The 17,268-nt window shown below is 71.5% G+C and carries 15 protein-coding genes; 14 read left to right on the top strand and 1 reads right to left on the bottom strand.

Translation table 11 applies throughout. The annotated features are described in order from the left end of the window. The first annotated feature begins 3 nt into the window (after positions 1-3). From ACMCNK_RS17745 to ACMCNK_RS17695, 11 genes are all read left to right on the top strand, one after another. Entirely contained in the window at positions 4-579 is a 576-nt protein-coding gene (locus ACMCNK_RS17745; protein WP_412737520.1) for a 2'-5' RNA ligase family protein, read from the top strand. A 22-nt stretch (positions 580-601) separates the two neighbouring features. Further along, positions 602-1,522, top strand: a complete 921-nt coding sequence (locus ACMCNK_RS17740) for a YihY/virulence factor BrkB family protein (RefSeq protein ID WP_412737519.1) — start codon at positions 602-604, stop codon at positions 1,520-1,522. Between the two features lie 7 nt (positions 1,523-1,529). Continuing rightward, positions 1,530-1,904 (top strand): hypothetical protein, encoded by a 375-nt coding sequence (locus ACMCNK_RS17735; protein WP_412737518.1) that lies wholly within the window; start codon positions 1,530-1,532, stop codon positions 1,902-1,904. Between the two features lie 23 nt (positions 1,905-1,927). Next, on the top strand, positions 1,928-2,161 hold the full coding sequence (locus ACMCNK_RS17730) for an SCO4848 family membrane protein (RefSeq protein ID WP_412737517.1): 234 nt from the start codon (positions 1,928-1,930) through the stop codon (positions 2,159-2,161). A 243-nt stretch (positions 2,162-2,404) separates the two neighbouring features. Next, on the top strand, positions 2,405-3,496 hold the full coding sequence (locus ACMCNK_RS17725; protein ID WP_412737516.1) for a BMP family lipoprotein: 1,092 nt from the start codon (positions 2,405-2,407) through the stop codon (positions 3,494-3,496). Positions 3,497-3,678: 182 nt separating this feature from the next. Beyond that, complete coding sequence (locus ACMCNK_RS17720) at positions 3,679-5,280, top strand: ABC transporter ATP-binding protein (RefSeq protein WP_412737515.1); 1,602 nt, start codon at positions 3,679-3,681, stop codon at positions 5,278-5,280. Between the two features lie 146 nt (positions 5,281-5,426). Beyond that, positions 5,427-6,629 (top strand): ABC transporter permease, encoded by a 1,203-nt coding sequence (locus ACMCNK_RS17715; RefSeq protein WP_412740895.1) that lies wholly within the window; start codon positions 5,427-5,429, stop codon positions 6,627-6,629. Between the two features lie 4 nt (positions 6,630-6,633). Then, positions 6,634-7,902, top strand: coding sequence for an ABC transporter permease (locus tag ACMCNK_RS17710; protein WP_412737514.1), 1,269 nt, complete (start codon positions 6,634-6,636; stop codon positions 7,900-7,902). A 43-nt stretch (positions 7,903-7,945) separates the two neighbouring features. Beyond that, positions 7,946-8,659 (top strand): cytidine deaminase, encoded by a 714-nt coding sequence (locus tag ACMCNK_RS17705; RefSeq protein ID WP_412737513.1) that lies wholly within the window; start codon positions 7,946-7,948, stop codon positions 8,657-8,659. A 46-nt stretch (positions 8,660-8,705) separates the two neighbouring features. Further along, the gene (locus ACMCNK_RS17700) at positions 8,706-9,986 is read left to right on the top strand and encodes a thymidine phosphorylase (RefSeq protein ID WP_412737512.1); all 1,281 of its coding nucleotides are present in this window, start codon (positions 8,706-8,708) and stop codon (positions 9,984-9,986) included. Between the two features lie 5 nt (positions 9,987-9,991). After that, positions 9,992-10,672, top strand: coding sequence for a DUF4272 domain-containing protein (locus ACMCNK_RS17695; RefSeq protein WP_412737511.1), 681 nt, complete (start codon positions 9,992-9,994; stop codon positions 10,670-10,672). On the opposite strand, the gene ACMCNK_RS17690 is transcribed toward ACMCNK_RS17695, so the two are convergent. Continuing rightward, positions 10,669-11,595 carry a methyltransferase domain-containing protein gene (locus ACMCNK_RS17690; protein ID WP_412737510.1) on the bottom strand — a complete coding sequence of 309 codons (927 nt, stop codon included), beginning with the start codon at positions 11,593-11,595 and terminating at the stop codon, positions 10,669-10,671. The genes ACMCNK_RS17695 and ACMCNK_RS17690 overlap by 4 nt on opposite strands. Before the next feature lie 26 nt (positions 11,596-11,621). On the opposite strand from ACMCNK_RS17690, the gene ACMCNK_RS17685 reads away from it, so the two are divergent. The 3 genes from ACMCNK_RS17685 (at position 11,622) to ACMCNK_RS17675 (ending at position 17,191) form a co-directional block, all read left to right on the top strand. Beyond that, positions 11,622-12,752 carry an adenosine deaminase gene (locus ACMCNK_RS17685; RefSeq protein WP_412737509.1) on the top strand — a complete coding sequence of 377 codons (1,131 nt, stop codon included), beginning with the start codon at positions 11,622-11,624 and terminating at the stop codon, positions 12,750-12,752. A gap of 450 nt (positions 12,753-13,202) precedes the next feature. Next, positions 13,203-16,793 (top strand): nitrate- and nitrite sensing domain-containing protein, encoded by a 3,591-nt coding sequence (locus ACMCNK_RS17680; RefSeq protein ID WP_412737508.1) that lies wholly within the window; start codon positions 13,203-13,205, stop codon positions 16,791-16,793. Then, positions 16,790-17,191: a roadblock/LC7 domain-containing protein gene (locus ACMCNK_RS17675; protein WP_130509239.1), complete on the top strand. Its 402-nt coding sequence runs from the start codon at positions 16,790-16,792 to the stop codon at positions 17,189-17,191. Before ACMCNK_RS17680 ends, ACMCNK_RS17675 begins: the two co-directional genes overlap by 4 nt. Positions 17,192-17,268 lie beyond the last annotated feature (77 nt).

Raw genomic sequence — 17,268 nt, 5'->3', positions numbered from 1 at the left:
CGGGTGGTGGGCGACGACGGCCTGGCGCAACCTGACCGGTTGGTGGGCGACGGCGGTGCCGCGACGACCCGGATCGGCGTGGCGATCGACATCCCGCAGCCGTGGGGGGCCGCGCTGACGCGGCGTCGGGCGCAGACGGGCGACCCGCAGGCGGCGTACACACCGGCGCACGTCACGTTGCTGGGGCCCACCGAGGTGGCCACGGACACGCTGGCCGCGATCGAGAAACACCTGGCGGCGGTCGCTGCGGCGCAGCAGCCGTTCACGATCCACCTGCGCGGCACGGGTACGTTCCGGCCAGTCACCGAGGTGGTCTTCGTGACCCTGGCGATGGGGATCAGCGAGTGCGAGCTGCTCGCCGAGGCCATCGCTGCCGCGGACGGTGTGCACAGCGACGCCCGGTTCCCGTACCACCCGCACGTGACGGTCGCGCAGGACGTGCCGGCCGACGCGCTGGACGCGGTGTTCGAGGACCTGTCCGGGTTCTCGGCCCGTTTCGAGGTGCCCGCGTTCACCCTGTTCTCGCACGACGGTGAGGGCCCGTGGCGGCCCCGGCGCGACTTCCCCCTCGGCGGGTGAGACCGCCGGGTACGGTCGGCCCGTGAACCCGATCGACCGGCTGTACGGCGCGGCCGAGTCGCGAATCCTGGCCGGCCGACACCGTTCCCGCACCTTCGACCACCTGTGCCGGGCGCTGCTGCGCTACTGGGAGGTCCAGGGTGGTCGCCTTGCCGCAGCCATCGCGTACTACGGGTTCTTCGCCATCTTCGCGTTGCTCCTCATCGGCTATTCGGTGTTCGGCATCCTGCTCAGCAAGAACTCGGAGCTGTACGACATCGTCTACGAGTTCCTGGAGCAGAATCTGCCGTTCCTGGACCTGCAGCAGATCCTCGACAGTGGCCGTACGGTCGGCATCGTCGGCATCGTCGGCTTGACCTTCACCGGTATCGCCTGGGTGGAGGCGATCCGCTCCTCGCAGCGGCTCATCTGGCGCCTGCCCGAGCAGCCCGGCTACGTCGTCCTGCGCCAGCTTCTCGACCTGGTGGTGCTGACCGCCATCCTGGTGCTGCTGGCGGCGTCCCAGCTCGCCGCGTACGGGCTGGAGCAGTTGTTCGAATGGCTCGCCCACGGCGGTTTCCAGGGTGCACTGTCGGCGGCCGGGGTGGTGCTGACGGTCGTGGTGAACATGGTGTTCGCGGCTGCGCTGCTGGCCGCGGTGCCCCGGCTGCACATGACGGCCCGGCGGATGGCTCCGCCGGTGTTGCAGGTCGGCATCGGCATCACGCTGCTCAACACCGTGGGGGAGACGTTCGTCCGGCTGGTTCAGCGCAACCCCGCGTACGGGCTGGTGGCCAGCGCGGTCGGGGTGCTGGTCTACCTGTACGTCTTCAACCAGCTCCTGCTGTTCGGCGCGGCGTGGGCCGCGACCAGTCCGCATGGGCGGGTCGTGGACCTCGCAGCCCGGGACAAAAGTACACCTGTAGGGCAAAATACCTGGATTCGCCATCACCGCCCGCAATGATGGGCGCGTGGGCACTCTGGTGACGCTTGACCTGCCGAAAGACTCTCCGGTGGCCGACCTGCCGTGGGTCATCACGATCGGGGCGCTCGGCGACGAGGAGGACTGGGAGCCGGTGGTCTGCGGGCCGTACGAGCGCCCGCACGCGCTCGCGCTGGCCCGGGCGGTCGTCGCCGACGAGGACCTGCTGGCGGTCGTCGAGCCGTTGCTGCCCCTGGTCGACGCGAACGCGATCCGCGACGAGATCGCGCTGGCCCGCGCGGCGTCGGACAACGGACCGGCCGAGGAGGAGGATTCCGCGTTCGACCTCGGGGACGAACCCACCGCGGCACAGGTGCGGGCGGCGTTCGCCCGCATCGCCGCGAACCTGCCCACCTCCGGCTGACCGGGCGCACGCATACTGGCCCGATGGTGATCTCGCGGCGGTGGGCGGCGTTCCTCATCGGAGTCGGCGTGTGGACATGGCTGATCTGGCCACGCTTCGGCCTGGCCATCTGGAAGGACGACCGGTCCTTCGCCGGTGGCTCACCCACGTCGTTCCTCTGGGTGCACGCCCTGCTCATCGCGGCCTCGCTGGTCATCGGCACCACGGTCGGCGTCCTCGGCGTGCAGGCCTGGCGCGCAGGTGGGCCGCGCTCCTGACCGCTTGACGGAAGAATGGATGTGCGCCCCGATGCGTACGCAAAGATTGCCGGGGTGTCGTGGCTACCGGCGGACAATTTGCGGCGCAATAGGGCTAAACCGGCGTTCAACACGCCGCGCGATTGCGGCGAGGTAACGGTGCGCAAACAGTCCGGGTGATTTCCTCCCACGGCGATGGCCTGGGGATACGCTCCCGACCTGAGATCACCGACGGGGGTCGGTGTCGAGCGGAAGGAGGGCGTCTTGCGCCCAGTACGTGGGAAGCGGATCGTTGCGGTTCTCGCGGCGGGTGGGCTGACGCTCGCCGCTGCGGCCTGTGGCAGCGCCCCCGACAAGACCCCGAGCGGTGGCTCCAGCGCCGCCGCGGCCTACAAGGCATGCATGGTCACCGACACCGGTGGCATCGACGACCGGTCGTTCAACGCATCGGCCTGGGCCGGCATGCAGGCAGCCAAGGAGAAGGCCGCCAACGTCGACCCGAAGTACGTGGCGTCGACCGCCGAGGCGGACTACGAGCCGAACCTGCGCCAGTTCGTCAACCAGAAGTGCAACTTCATCCTGGCCGTCGGCGGCCTGATGGGTGACGCCACCAAGAAGGTCGCCACCGAGAGCACCAGCTCGCAGTTCGGCATCGTGGACAGCGCGATCCCGGGTCTGAACAACGTGTACCCGATGCAGTTCGCCACGAACGAGGCCGCGTTCCTCGCCGGCTACCTGGCGGCGGGCTACTCCAAGTCGGGCAAGGTGGCCACGTTCGGCGGCCTCAAGATCCCGCCGGTGACGGTCTTCATGGACGGCTTCGCCGACGGCGTGGCGTACTACAACAAGGCCAAGAGCAAGAACGTCCAGGTGCTGGGCTGGGACAAGGCCAAGCAGAACGGCACGTTCTCGGAGAGCTTCGGCGACCAGAACAAGGGCAAGGCCATCACGAACACGTTCGTCGCCCAGGGCGCCGATGTGGTCATGCCGGTCGCGGGTGGCACCGGCCTCGGCACCGGGGACGTCGCCCTGGCGTCCGGCGGCAAGGTCTCGGTCATCTGGGTGGACCAGGACGGCTGCGTCAGCGCGCAGAAGTACTGCGCCGTCTTCCTGACCACGGTCGTCAAGAACATCAAGGACGCCGTGCAGCAGGCCGTGGTGACCGGCGCCCAGGGCGGCAAGCTGGAGGCCACGCCGGGCTTCCTGGGCACGCTGAAGAACAACGGTGTCTCGCTGGCGCCGTACAACCAGTTCGACAGCAAGGTCGACCCGGGCCTGAAGGCCGAGGTCGACAAGCTCAAGCAGGACATCATCGCGGGCACGGTCAAGGTCGAGTCGGCCAACGCGCCGAAGTGACCCGCCACTAGCAGGTACGCATTGCCGGCCGCCGCACGGCCGTGGGGATGACTCCTCGCGGCCGGGCGGCGGTCCTGCTCCCGAATTGTTACGGTCCACGCGTTGGCCCCCCACGTGATCGCTGTCAGGAGACTCCGCTGAGACTTGAACTGCGCGGCATCACCAAGCGCTTCGGCGACCTGGTGGCCAACGACCACATCGACCTGACCGTCGAGCCCGGCGAGGTGCACGCCCTGCTGGGCGAGAACGGCGCCGGCAAGTCGACCCTGATGAACCAGCTGTACGGCCTGCTTCAGCCGGACGAGGGTGAAATCCTCGTCGACGGCGAGGTCCGGACGTTCCGCAGCCCGCGCGACGCCATCGCGGCCGGCATCGGCATGGTGCACCAGCACTTCATGCTCGTGCCCGTCTTCACGGTCGCGGAGAACCTGGCGCTGGGCGCGGAGAAGACCGTCGGCGGCCCGCTGGGCTGGCTCGACCGGCGCCGGGCCCGCCGCGAGGTCATCGAGGTGTCCCAGCGCTACGGCCTGCCGGTCGACCCGGACGCCCTGGTCGAGGACCTGCCGGTCGGCGCGCAGCAGCGGGTGGAGATCATCAAGGCGCTCACCCGCGACGTGGACCTGCTGATCCTCGACGAGCCGACCGCGGTGCTCACCCCGCAGGAGACCGAGGAACTGCTCACGGTCATGCGCGGGCTCTCCGACTCCGGCAAGTCCATCGTGTTCATCACGCACAAGCTCAAAGAGGTCAAGGCGATCGCGGACCGGATCACGGTCATCCGCCGCGGCCGTACGGTGGCCAGCGCCAGCCCCCAGGCTCCCGAGGAGGAGCTGGCCTCGCTGATGGTCGGCCGGGCGGTCAGCCTGGAGGTGTCGAAGACACCGGCTGATCCGGGCCGCGAGGTGCTGAAGATCTCCGGGCTGGTCGTGGACGACGACCGCGGGGTGCGCGCGGTCGACGGCGTCGACCTGGAAGTTCGCGCGGGCGAGGTGCTGGGCATCGCCGGGGTGCAGGGCAACGGGCAGACCGAGCTGGTCGAGGCCGTGATGGGCCTGCGTGAGGCCCGGGCCGGGGCGATCACGGTCGACAACGAGGACCTGATCGGCATGGGCACCAAGCAGATCCTGCGCTCCGGCATCGGCTACGTCCCCGAGGACCGCAGCGTCGACGGCGTGGTCAAGGAGTTCTCCGTCGCGGAGAACCTGATCCTCGACACGTACGACCGGCCGCCGTACGGCAACGCGTTCCGGCTCAACCCGGCGGCGATCGCGGAGTCCGCGCGGGAGCGGATCACCCAGTTCGACGTGCGTACGTCGTCGGCGGACGCCGCCGTGAGCACGCTGTCCGGCGGTAACCAGCAGAAGGTCGTCGTGGCGCGGGAGATGTCCCGCCCGCTGCGGCTGTTCATCGCGGCCCAGCCCACCCGCGGCGTGGACGTCGGCTCGATCGAGTTCATCCACAAACGGATCGTGCAGGAGCGCGACGCCGGCACCGCCGTGCTGGTGATCTCCAGCGAGCTGGACGAGGTCGTCGGTCTCGCGGACCGCATCGCGGTCATGTACCGCGGCCGGGTCCTGGCCACGGTCTCTCCGGACACTCCGCGCGAGGAGCTCGGCCTGCTGATGGCCGGCATCACGGGCGGCTCCGCCGGGAAGCCCGCCGCCGGGGGACCCGACAGGGCGGAGTTGCTGCCCACCGACGAGGACCTGGTCGAGGGGTCCGTCGAGGACGCGGTCATGGCGCCCGGCGAGGAACCCGACGCCGACGAGAAGGGGACGAAGTGAGCACGGACGGACCGGCCGGCGCGGCGCAGACACCGGAGGAGCCGACCGCCGAACCGGCACCGGACGCCCCCACCAAGACCGCAGCCGCGGCGACCACGACCCCGGCGGACACGAACCCGGAGCAGGCGGGCGGCGGTGACTCGTTCCTGCGGAACTTCCTGACCAACCTGTGGTCGGCGAACACGGTCACCGTCACGGTGCTGTCCATCTTCCTGGCGCTGGTCATCGGCGCGGTGCTGATCATCGTGTCCGACCCGGACGTGATGGCCTCGTTCGGCTACTTCACCGCTCGCCCCGCCGACGCCCTGCAGGGCAGCTGGGACCTGGTCAGCAACGCGTACGCGGACCTGTTCAAGGGCGCCATCGTGGACCCGGCCGCGGTGTCCGCGGCGATCGACGGCACCGGCACGTGGCAGCAGGTGTTCGCCCCGATCTCCGAGACCCTCACGTACGCGGCGCCGCTGATCTTCACTGGGCTCTCCGTGGCGCTGGCGTTCCGCGGCGGCCTGTTCAACATCGGCGGCCAGGGCCAGGCGATCATGGGCACGATCTGTGCCGCGGTCGCCGGGTTCACGTTCCAGCTGCCGGTCGTGCTGAACCTGATCGTCGCGTTGCTCGCCGGTCTGCTCGGCGGCGCGCTGTGGGGCTTCATCCCCGGCATCCTCAAGGCCCGTACCGGCGCCCACGAGGTCATCGTCACGATCATGCTGAACTACACCGCCGCGCTGTTCCTGACCTGGCTGATCCTGCAGGACGGGGTGCAGGACCCGAACCGCAGCGACGCGATCAGCAAGACCGTGCCGCCATCGGGGCAGCTGCCCGCGCTCGGCGGCGAGTTGCGGGTGCACCTCGGCGTCCTGCTCGGCGTGCTGGTCACGGCCGGGGTGGCGTGGCTGCTCAACCGGTCCGCATTCGGCTTCGAGCTGCGCGCGGTCGGCGCCAACCCGGCCGCCGCCAAGACCGCGGGGATCAGCGTCGGCAAGACGTACACGCTGCTCATGGCGGTCGCGGGCGCGCTGGCCGGGCTCGGCGGCGCCACCCAGGTGCTGGGTACGGCGCACGCGCTGACCCCGGCGGTCGCGGGCAACATCGGCTTCGACGGCCTGCTTGTCGCGTTGCTCGGCCGCAACAAGCCGTGGGGCACGCTGATGGCGGCGTTCCTGTTCGGCGCGCTGCGCGCCGGCGGCAACCGCATGCAGTCGTTCACCGGCATCTCGCTGGAACTGGTCACCGTCCTGCAGGCGCTGATCGTCATCTTCATCGCCGCGCCCGCCCTGGTGAAGGCGATCTTCCACCTGCGCGCCGCCCGCTCCGCGCGGCTCGGCACCTCGATGGCGAAGGGCTGGTAGTCACGTGTCGACGGCGACAGTGCAGGAACCGACCGAGGTCAGCGCCCCGACGCGGTTCTGGAATCGGCAGCGGCGCCTCGGGGTGGCCCTGATCGTGCTGGGCGCGGTGGCGGCCCTGGTGTTCGGTCCGCTGGCGCATTCCGAGACCGCCCGGTTCACACTCAGCGAGGACGCCCAGGGCGCCGCGCTGAGCATCAACGGGCAGTTCGGCACGATCCTGTTCGGCCTGCTCACCGTGGGCGCCGGGGTGGCGCTGATGGCCGGGGTGGCGAAGCGGTGGCAGACCACGCTGCTCGCGGTCGGCATCGTGGCGTTCCTGCTGTCGTTCCTGTGCTGGCAGGTCGCGGGCAAGTTCCTGCCGCTGGTGGACACCGCGGACGGCACGCTGCAACTGGCCCTGCCGCTGATCCTCGGCGCCCTCGCCGGGGTGCTCGGCGAGCGGTCCGGCGTGGTCAACGTGGCGATCGAGGGCCAGTTCCTGATGGGCGCGTTCTTCGCGGCGCTGGTCGGCACGATGGCCACCAGCGTCTGGGCCGGGCTGCTCAGCGCGGCCGTCGGCGGCGTACTCATCGCGGCCATGCTGGCCGTGCTCGCCATCCGCTACCTGGTGGACCAGGTCGTGGTCGGCATCGTGCTCAACCTGCTCGCGGTCGGCATCACCGGCTTCCTGTACGAGCGGCTGATGCAGCCCGACGCACAGAGCTACAACCAGCCGCCGGCGCTGCCGACCTGGCGCATCCCCGGCCTGGCCAACATCCCGGTCGTCGGGCCGGTGCTGTTCGACACGAACATCCTGGTCTGGCTGGCGCTGATCCTGGTCGTGGTCATCCACTTCGGGCTGTCGCGGACCCGGTGGGGGCTGCGCACCCGCGCGGTCGGCGAACACCCCACCGCGGCGGACACGGTCGGCATCCGGGTACGCGGGCTCCGCTACCTCAACGTGCTGCTGGGCGGCGTCATCGCGGGCGCGGGCGGGGCGTACTTCACGCTGGTCGCCACGGGCAGCTTCAACAAGAACATGACCTCCGGTGCAGGCTTCATCGCGCTGGCCGCGCTGATCTTCGGCCGGTGGACCCCGATCGGGGCGCTCGGCGCGGCGCTGTTCTTCGGCTTCGCGCAGAAGCTGGCCACGTACCTGAGTGCGGTCGGCAGTCCGGTGCCCAGCCAGTTCCTGAACATGCTGCCGTACCTGGCCACGATCGTGGCGGTGGCGGGGCTGGTCGGGCGGGTCCGGGCCCCGGCGGCCGACGGCCAGCCGTACATCAAGAGCTGACGTCCGGCGCGGCGCCGGACGGGCGGTGGGGCAGAATCACCACATGGAGATCGACTGGCCGGGGCTGCGGGCCGCCGCGATCGAGGCCATGCGGCACGCGTACGCGCCGTACTCCGACTTCCCGGTCGGGGTCGCCGGGCTCGTGTCCGACGGCCGGGTCGTGGTGGGCTGCAACGTGGAGAACGCGTCGTACGGCCTGACGCTGTGCGCCGAGTGCGGCCTGGTCTCCGCGCTGCACGCCAGCGGCGGCGGTCAGCTCGTCGCGGTGAGCTGCGTCGACGCCACCGGCACCCCGTTGATGCCGTGCGGGCGGTGCCGCCAGCTGCTGTACGAGCACGGCGGCCCGGACTGCCTGGTGGAGGCGTTGCCCCGTCCGCTGCGGATGGCCGAGCTGCTGCCGCACGCGTTCGGCCCGGACGACCTGGACGCGCTCACCGGCCCGGCCGCGTTGCCGGAGGTGCCGCCCCGGCTGGCCCGCTACCGGGGCCGGGGCACGGTGTTCGTGCACCCGGACCTCTCCGGCGGCGAGCAGGTGTGGACCGGGTACTGGGAACGCTCCGCGGGCAGCTCCGACGCCGGCGACGCGGAGGTGGGCATCCTCGAGGAGGGGCCGGTCCTGCCGTCCGCGGCCGCCGTGGTGCGGTGGGGCCGGGTGCGTACCCCGCGCATCGTCGTGGTCGACGCGGCGGGTGGGCTGTCCTGGGCGGGCGAGGGCGATCCGCCGGAGGGCATCGGCAAGCGTTGGGAAGCGTCATAAGCTCGGCCACGAAGCCGCAAGGGCGCGGCGGATCGGGAAGGAACCCATGAGCGGCGAGTTCGCGGCAGTCGACGTCATCACCGCCAAGCGGGACGGGCACGCCCTGTCCGACGCGCAGATCGACTGGGTGGTCGACGGGTACACCCGGGGGGTCGTGGCGGACGAGCAGATGTCCGCGCTGGCCATGGCGATCCTGTTACGCGGCATGACCGGCGCCGAGATCGCCCGGTGGACCGCGGCGATGATCGCCAGCGGCGAGCGGCTGGACCTGTCCGCGGTGTCGCGGCCGACGGTCGACAAGCATTCCACGGGCGGGGTCGGCGACAAGATCACGCTGCCGCTGACGCCGCTGGTTGCCGCGTGCGGGGCGGCGGTGCCGCAGCTTTCCGGCCGCGGCCTCGGGCACACCGGCGGCACGCTGGACAAACTGGAGTCCATTGCGGGCTGGCGGGCGCGGCTGTCGAACGCGGAGTTCGTCAGCCAGCTCCGCGACATCGGCGCGGTGATCTGCGCGGCCGGCGACGGGCTCGCCCCCGCCGACCGCAAGCTGTACGCGCTGCGCGACGTCACCGGCACGGTCGAGGCGATCCCGCTGATCGCCAGTTCGATCATGAGCAAGAAGATCGCCGAGGGCACGGGCGCGCTGGTGCTGGACGTGAAGGTCGGCTCCGGCGCGTTCATGAAGGACGTCGGCCAGGCCCGCGAGCTGGCCCGCACCATGGTCGAGCTCGGTGGCGCACACGGGGTCCGTACGGTCGCGCTGCTCACCGACATGTCGACCCCGCTGGGCCTGACGATCGGCAACGCCATCGAGGTCGCCGAGTCCGTCGAGGTGCTGGCCGGTGGCGGTCCCGCCGACGTGGTGGAACTGACCCTCGCGCTGGCCCGGGAGATGCTGGACGCGGCGGGCGTCGACGCTGACCCGGTGAAGGCGCTGGAGTCCGGCGCCGCGATGGACGCGTGGCGCGCGATGATCCGCGCCCAGGGCGGCGACCCGGACGCGCCGCTGCCGGTCGCCAAGGAGACCGAGGTGCTGCGCGCGAGCACGGACGGGGTGGTGGCCGGGCTCGACGCGTACGGGATCGGCATCGCGGCCTGGCGGCTCGGCGCCGGGCGGGCCCGCAAGGAGGACCCGGTCAGCGCGGGGGCGGGCGTGGTGCTCAAGGTGCGCCCGGGGGACCGGGTGCGCGCGGGCGACCCGCTGCTGGAACTGCGTACGGATGAACCGGCCCGGATCCCGGCGGCCCGGGCGGACGCCGAGGCGGCGATCCGGATCGCGGACGCCGCGCCCGAGTCCGCGCCGCTGCTCATCGATCGCATAGCCTGACGTCGATGACCAAGGCCGCTCCCGATCCCCGCGCGGTCCGCGAGGCCAGCCTCGACGAGCTGGAACGGCTCGCCCTGCCGCTGCCGCCGCAGTCGTTCCCGCTGGTGTGGGAGCCGGGCGACGGGGTGGAGCTGCGCCGCACCACGGAGATCGAGGCGCGGGCGGCCGTGCTGCACGTGGTCGTGGCCCGCTGCTTCGGCATGCCCACCGAGCTGGCGATGGGCTGGCTGCTCGGCTCGCACCTGGTCGAGGAGGTGACGCCGCCGGAGTGGCAGTTCGTGACCGGGGCCAAGGGCGACCACCGGTCGTTCGTGCTGCACCACGACGCGGTGTTCGCGCTGGCCTGGCTGCTCGGGCTGAGCCGCCACCTGGATCCGACCGCGCGCCCGGAGGACCGGCTGATGCGGGTCATGCCGGACCTGCCCAGCGGGGAGACGTTCCGCGAGTGGCGTTCGCGCACGCTGGTCGCGCCGCGCGACGCAGTTGAGGCGGCCGTCCTGCTCGACCTGTACTACTGCCTGGACTGGGCGTTCCAGGAGGCGGAGCGCGACGGGCAGCCGCTGCCGGGTGAGGTGGGCAGCAACGCGATCGGGCAGCGCCGGTGGGCGCTGGAGTGGGCGGTGGTGTTCCGCGGGCCGTACCACGACCGGCCGCCGGACTGGGAAGAGGTCGACCTGTCGGTCTAGCTCGGTCGGTAGACCGTGAGCTCGACGGCCGCCGTGACGCTCACGTCGCCACCGGGCAGCGCGTCGGGGGTTCCGTGGCGGGCACTGGGGGTCATGCCGATCAAGGTGCGGGCCTCGTCGCCGCTCAGCCGCAGGCTCCGGCGCAGCACCTGGCGGCGTACTTCGACGAAGTCGGCGCTCAGGCTGCCCGCGACCCGTTCGGCCTTGTCCGGGTCGACCTGGACCAGGCCGTACTCTTTGACCAGCTCGGCCAGGTGGTCCGGAGCAGGGGTGACGACCAGCAGCGCGCCGCCGGGGCGCAGCACCCGGCGGAATTCCGGGCCGTTGCGCGGGGCGAACACGTCGAGCACGAGGTCGGCGGCGTCGTCGGCCAGGGGCAGCGGCCGCCACAGGTCCGCGCGCACGGCCGCGGCCCGTGGGTGGGCCCGGGCCGCGCGGCGCAGGGCCGGCTTCGACACATCCAGGCCGAGTCCGGTCGCGGCAGGCAATCTTTCGAGTACGGCCGAGAGGTAGCGGCCGGTGCCGGTGCCGGCGTCGACCACGAGCCGCGCCCCGACTCTCGCCCCGGGCTCGGCGCGCGGGTGTCCGGTGCCGGCCTTCCTGGCTCCCGTCGTCCCGGCGGTTGCCGTTTCAGCGCCGACGTTCCCCGCCTGCGCCGTCCCGGCGGTTGCGGTTTCCGCGGCTGCTGCCAGGGCGTCGGCGATGAAGTCGTAGTGGCCGGCGGCCAGGAACGCCTCCCGGTCAGCCACCATCTCGGCGCTGTCGCCCGGGTGCGGGCTGCGGCCCGCGGTCAGGCTCGCGTACCCCTGACGGGCGAGGTCGAAGCTGTGTCCGTGTGGGCAGCGCAGCGCCCCCGGAGCGGCCCGTCGCAGTGGTCCCGCGCACACCGGGCACCGCAAGTACGGCAGTGCTGCGTCGATCATCCGGGGCATCCCTCTAGGCTCTGCTGATGGTCGCCATCTCGTACTCCGACATCGTCAAGGCCCCGAAAGCGTTGCTGCACGACCACCTGGACGGGGGTCTGCGCCCGGCGACGGTGCTGGAACTCGCCGACGCCGTGGGGCATGAGCTGCCGGAACGCGACCCGGACCGGCTGGGGCAGTGGTTCGTGGCGGCGGCCGATTCGGGCTCGCTGGAACGCTACCTGGAGACGTTCGCGCACACGGTGGCGGTCATGCAGACCGAGGAGGGCCTGCACCGGGTGGCCCGCGAGTGCGCCCTCGACCTGGCGGCCGACGGGGTGGTCTACGCCGAGGTGCGCTACGCCCCGGAGCAGCACCTGGAGCGCGGCCTGCGCCTGGAGCAGGTGGTCGAGACGGTGGAGGCGGGTTTCCGCGACGGTGCCGCCGAGGCCGCGGCGCAGGGCCGGGCGATCCGGGTCGGCACGCTGCTGACCGCGATGCGCCACGCCGCCCGGTCCCAGGAGATCGCCGAGCTGGCGGTCCGGTACCGGGACGCCGGTGTGGTCGGCTTCGACATCGCCGGGGCGGAGGCCGGTTTCCCGCCCACCCGCCACCTGGACGCGTTCGAGTACCTGCAGCGGGAGAACTTCCACTTCACGATCCACGCGGGTGAGGCGTTCGGGCTGCCGTCGATCTGGCAGGCGATCCAGTGGTGCGGCGCCGACCGGCTCGGCCACGGCGTACGCATCGTCGACGACATCACCGGCGCGGCGCCGTCGGCCGGTTCGGCCACCCCGACCGGCGGGTCGGCGTCGGCCCCGTCCGGGCAGCCGGTGTTGGGGCGGCTCGCCGCGTACGTGCGCGACAAGCGCATCCCGCTGGAGCTGTGCCCGTCGTCGAACGTGCAGACCGGGGCGGCGTCGTCGATCGCCGAGCACCCGATCGGGCTGCTGCACGACCTGCGGTTCCGGGTCACGGTCAATACGGACAACCGGCTGATGAGCGGGACGTCGATGTCGCGGGAGCTGTCGCTGCTGACCGAGGCGTTCGGCTGGGGCTGGAGTGAGCTGCAGTGGCTCACGATCAACGCGATGAAGTCGGCGTTCATCCCGTACGACGAACGGCTGGTCATCATCAACGAGGTGATCAAGCCGGCGTACGCGAAGTTGCTGGGCTGAAGTCCGGTTTTTCCGGCATGGGGGACTCGGGGGTACGTTCGCGGGCCGAAATCTGGCGATTCAGCCGGGTGGGCCGCCCGAATGGGCAGTCCCCTGTAAACGAAGACTGCACAATCTGGCATCTTGCCTTGCGGACCGTGCGTTCTGCGGGCCATCGTCTGTGCTGCCCCGATCCTCGTGGATCGGGTCGGTTCGGTACGGGCAACCGCCTTCGCCGGACCAATCGAAACGAGTGACCGTGAGGAACGCAGGCATATACGGACAGTGACGTCTGTTGGGTGGATCCCACCACGTGGCCCCCAGCAACCCGTCACACAATCGGTCCGTGTCCGCCTGCTCTTTCTCTTTGACACTCGTCGTGATGGAATCTCGGGGGCCCGAACGCGGTGAGTCAGTCGTGTGCGGGGCCCGGCCCCACAAGTGGCCGGGTCGAAACAGGAGGACGGTGACGTGAGCAAGCGCCCCAAGCCGGCGAACGCGGTCATGTCGCGTCTCCGACGGCCGGCCGGCCGACTGCGGGATCTCCCCATCTGGTCGAAGCTCGGCCTGATCATGCTCGTGCCGACGCTGGCGACGGTCGTCGTCGGCGTCAGCGGCCTCGTCGACCACATCAGCGAGTCCAACAACGCCGAACGCGCCCGTACCCTCTCGGTGCTGGCGCAGGCCGCCGGTGGTCTGGTCGACCAGCTGCAGAACGAGCGCGCCTACGGCGTGATGATCACGCAGGCCAAGGGCCCGGCGAAGGACGACGCCAAGTCGCTGTACAACGACGAGCACGCCAAGGTGGACACCGCCCGGCTGCCGTACGCACAGCAGAAGGCCAATCTCGAGAACCTGCCGGACAAGGTCAACGTGCTGCTGCTGCGCCTCGACCGCAACCTCGAGGACCTGCCCGCGGTCCGCAGCCAGACCGCCAACGACAAGCTCACCGTCAGCGACGTCGAGCAGGCGTACGGCGCCCTGATCAACGACCTGCTCAACGTCCGCGACGTCTCCGCGCAGCTGGCCCTGGACCCCAACCTCAGCGACAGCATGCGCGCCGTGGCCGCGGTCGCCCGGGCCAAGGACGACGTCGCCCAGCAGCGGGACATCGGTCACGAGGTGCTCGGTGCGGCGGATTTCACCCCCAACCTGCGGCAGGAGTTCCTGCTGACCAACGCAGGCCTGTCCCTCTCCGACTCGACCCTGCGTACCGTCGGCACGGACGCGGAGGTCGCGCTGTTCGACCAGATCATCAACGGTCCCGACCAGCGCGCCGCCACCAACCTCACCGTGCCGCTGCTCGCCCGGACCGGCCCCAACACGAAGGACATCCCCTTCGACACCGCGTCGTGGGAAACCGCGATGACCGGGTACAACAAGCTGTTCCGCCAGGTCGAATCGCGGATGGACGCCAACATCGTGCAGGAGGCAACCGGCCTGCGCGACGACGTGAACCGGCGGGTCTTCATCGAGACCAGCCTGCTGCTCGGCATGCTGCTGCTCGCCATCACGTTCGCCTGGTTGGTCGCCCGCTCGATGGCCCGCTCGCTGCGTGAGCTGCGCCAGGGTGCCCTCTCGGTCGCCCAGTACGGCCTGCCGCACGCGGTCGAGCGGCTGCGTGACCCCACGCTCACCAGTTCGCTCACCCCGGCCCAGGTCGCCGACCAGGTCGCCGAGCCGCTGCCGGTGCGCAGCCGGGATGAGTTCGGGCAGGTGACCGAGGCGTTCAACGCGGTCCACCTGGAGGCGGTCCGTACCGCGGCCGAGCAGGCCGCACTGCGCTCCTCCGTCGCGACGATGTTCGTCAACCTCGCCCGCCGTTCGCAGATCCTGGTCGACCGGCTCATCGGTCACCTCGACCGGCTGGAGCGCGGCGAGGAGGACCCGGACCGGCTGGCCGAGCTGTTCCAGCTCGACCACCTGGCCACCCGAATGCGCCGTAACGACGAGAACCTGCTGGTTCTCGCGGGCGCCGACTCCACGCGTGTGCAGCGCGAGCCGGCCGCCCTGATCGACGTGCTGCGCGCCGCCCAGTCCGAGGTGGAGCACTACACCCGCATCGAGTTCGGCATGATCGACCGGGACATCGAGGTGTCGGCGCACGCCGTCAACGACATGGTGCACCTGGTGGCCGAGCTGTTCGACAACGCGACCGCGTTCTCCCCGCCGAACTCGACCGTGCTGGTCGAGGCACGGCGGCTGGGCGACGGTGCCCTGCTCTCGGTCGAGGACCGCGGCATCGGCATCAGCCGCGAGCAGCTGCGCGACCTCAACGAGCGGCTTGCCAGCCCGCCGATGGTGGACGTGGCGGTCTCCCGGATGATGGGCCTCGTCGTGGTCGCCCGGCTGGCCAACCGGCACAGCGTGTCGGTGCAGCTCCGCCCGGCGGACGACGAGCGCGGCACGATCGCCGAGGTCGGACTTCCGCTCGGCGTGCTGGCCTCCTCGCAGGGCGTGGCGGCCCGCACGAGCAACGGGATCAGCGCGGCGCCGTTCGGCGGTGCGCCCGAGCAGCCGCAGCGGTCCCCGTTCGCCGAGCCACTCGCGCTGGAGAGCGCGGGCCCCGGCCAGGGCTTCCCGGTCGGTCGCCCGTTCGACCCCAACCCGCCGATGACCTCGGGCGGCCTGCTCGGTGCCGGTCGCTCCGTGCCCGCCTGGTCCGACCTGACCGGTGCGCCCGCCAACGGGTACGCCAACGGCAGCGGCGGCCTCAACGGCACGAACGGCTTCCACGGGCCCCGGTCCGGCGAGGCGTTGCCTCCGCTGCCCCACAGCCCGGCCCCGCAGAGCCCCGCTCCGCAGAGCCCCGCCCCGCAAGGGTTCGGCCCGCAGGGCTTCGGCCCCCAGGGGCCGCAGGGCGCCGGTCCGCAGGCGTTCAACGGCGACCTGCCGCAGCGGCGCAACGGCGAGACGTTCCGCGGCGAGGACGGCGGCGCGTACGGCGCAACCATCCCGCGGCAGCTGCCCGCCAACCCGGAGAGCCAGGCGCGCAGCCCGTTCGTGCCGCCCGTCTCGGCCCCCCCGGTGCCGCCGACCTCCGCCCCGCCGTACGGTGGTGCCCGGCCGGTCTCCGGGATGCCGGTCTCGGGTTCGCCCAGCTCGGCCCCGCCGATGCCCAGCTCGGCCCCGCCGGCCCCGCCGGCGTGGCCGCCGGTCGCGGGCGACACCCCGAACGTTCCGGAAAGCCTCGCCGCCGCGCTCGACATGACGGCCGAGATTCCCCGGTACCGTCCAGCCGCCGGCCCGTCGACGGCGTCGCCCACCCCGGAGCGGCAGACCGACGCGGAGCGCGCGGTCGCGGCGCACGAGGCCGCCGCCGCGCAGGCGGCCGCCGCCCACGCGACCGCCGCGGCGCAGATCGCGGCCGCGCAGCAGCGCGCCGCCGAGACCGACACGCGGTACGCCGACGAGACGATGGAGCTGCCGATCTTCCGGGAGCTCGAATCGGCCTGGTTCACCACGAACCGGCGCAGCAGCGTCGTGAAGTCGCCGGAAGGTGATGGCGAAGCGGTCACCGCGCAGCGGTTCTCGACCGCCGAGACGACCCGCCCGGCCAGCGTGCCGCAGCCGGCGGTGGTGGCCGAGAGCCGCACCGCCGACAAGCCGCGCGACACCGCCACTGTGGGGGCGGTCCCGACCGCCGCCAGTGCGGTGACGACCGCCGGGGCCGGTCTGGGCGCGCCCACCAACGGAAAGACCACGGGCAACGGGACAGCCATGGGCAACGGAACGGGCACCGGTCCCGCCGCAGGAAACGCCGCCTGGCAGACCGCGGCCGACGAGGGCTGGCAGGCTGCCCGGGCAGCCGCCGAGGCTCCCGTGGAGACCACCACCTCAGCCGGTCTGCCGAAGCGCACGCCGATGGCTCAACTCGTCCCCGGCGGTGTCGATCGGGGCGGTACGTCCGTCCAACGCCGTACGCCGGAGGCCGTGCGCGGGCTGCTGTCCGCGTACCACCGCGGGGTACAGCGGGGTCGCACCAAGGAACAATCGACCAACCCGGAGGAGACTCCGGGAGGGCAGCAGTCCTCGCAGGCTGGCAAGGAGCATGACGCATGACATCTACGCAGGATCTGGGTTGGCTTCTGGCCAACTTCGCCGACCGCGTTCCCGGGGTGGCGCACGCCATCGCGGTATCCGCCGACGGTCTGCTTCTCGCGGCGTCACGGGACCTTCCGCGTGACCGCGCCGACCAGCTGGCGGCCATCGCCTCCGGCCTGGTCAGCCTGACCCAGGGCGCCGCGCGGTGCTTCGAGGGCGGGGCGGTTCTGCAGACGGTCGTCGAGATGGACAACGGGTTCCTGTTCCTGATGTCGATCTCCGACGGCTCGTCGTTCGCGGTGCTCGCAGCGCGCAGCTGCGACGTCGGCCAGGTGGGCTACGAGATGGCCCTGCTGGTGGACCGGGTCGGCGAGGCGCTGACGCCGGCTCCACGTTCGGCCGCCGTACTGGGCTGAACGACCGTGGCTGGGATCACAACCGGTCACTGTCCAAAAGATGAAGAACAAGAGACACTTCTAAGGGCCTAGGGATG

Origin of the sequence: Krasilnikovia sp. MM14-A1259 (assembly GCF_047159535.1) — a bacterium.
Lineage (GTDB): Bacteria > Actinomycetota > Actinomycetes > Mycobacteriales > Micromonosporaceae > Actinoplanes.
The sequence above is the reverse complement of the archived record's forward strand: the minus strand, read 5'-3'. Positions and strand labels throughout refer to the sequence as shown.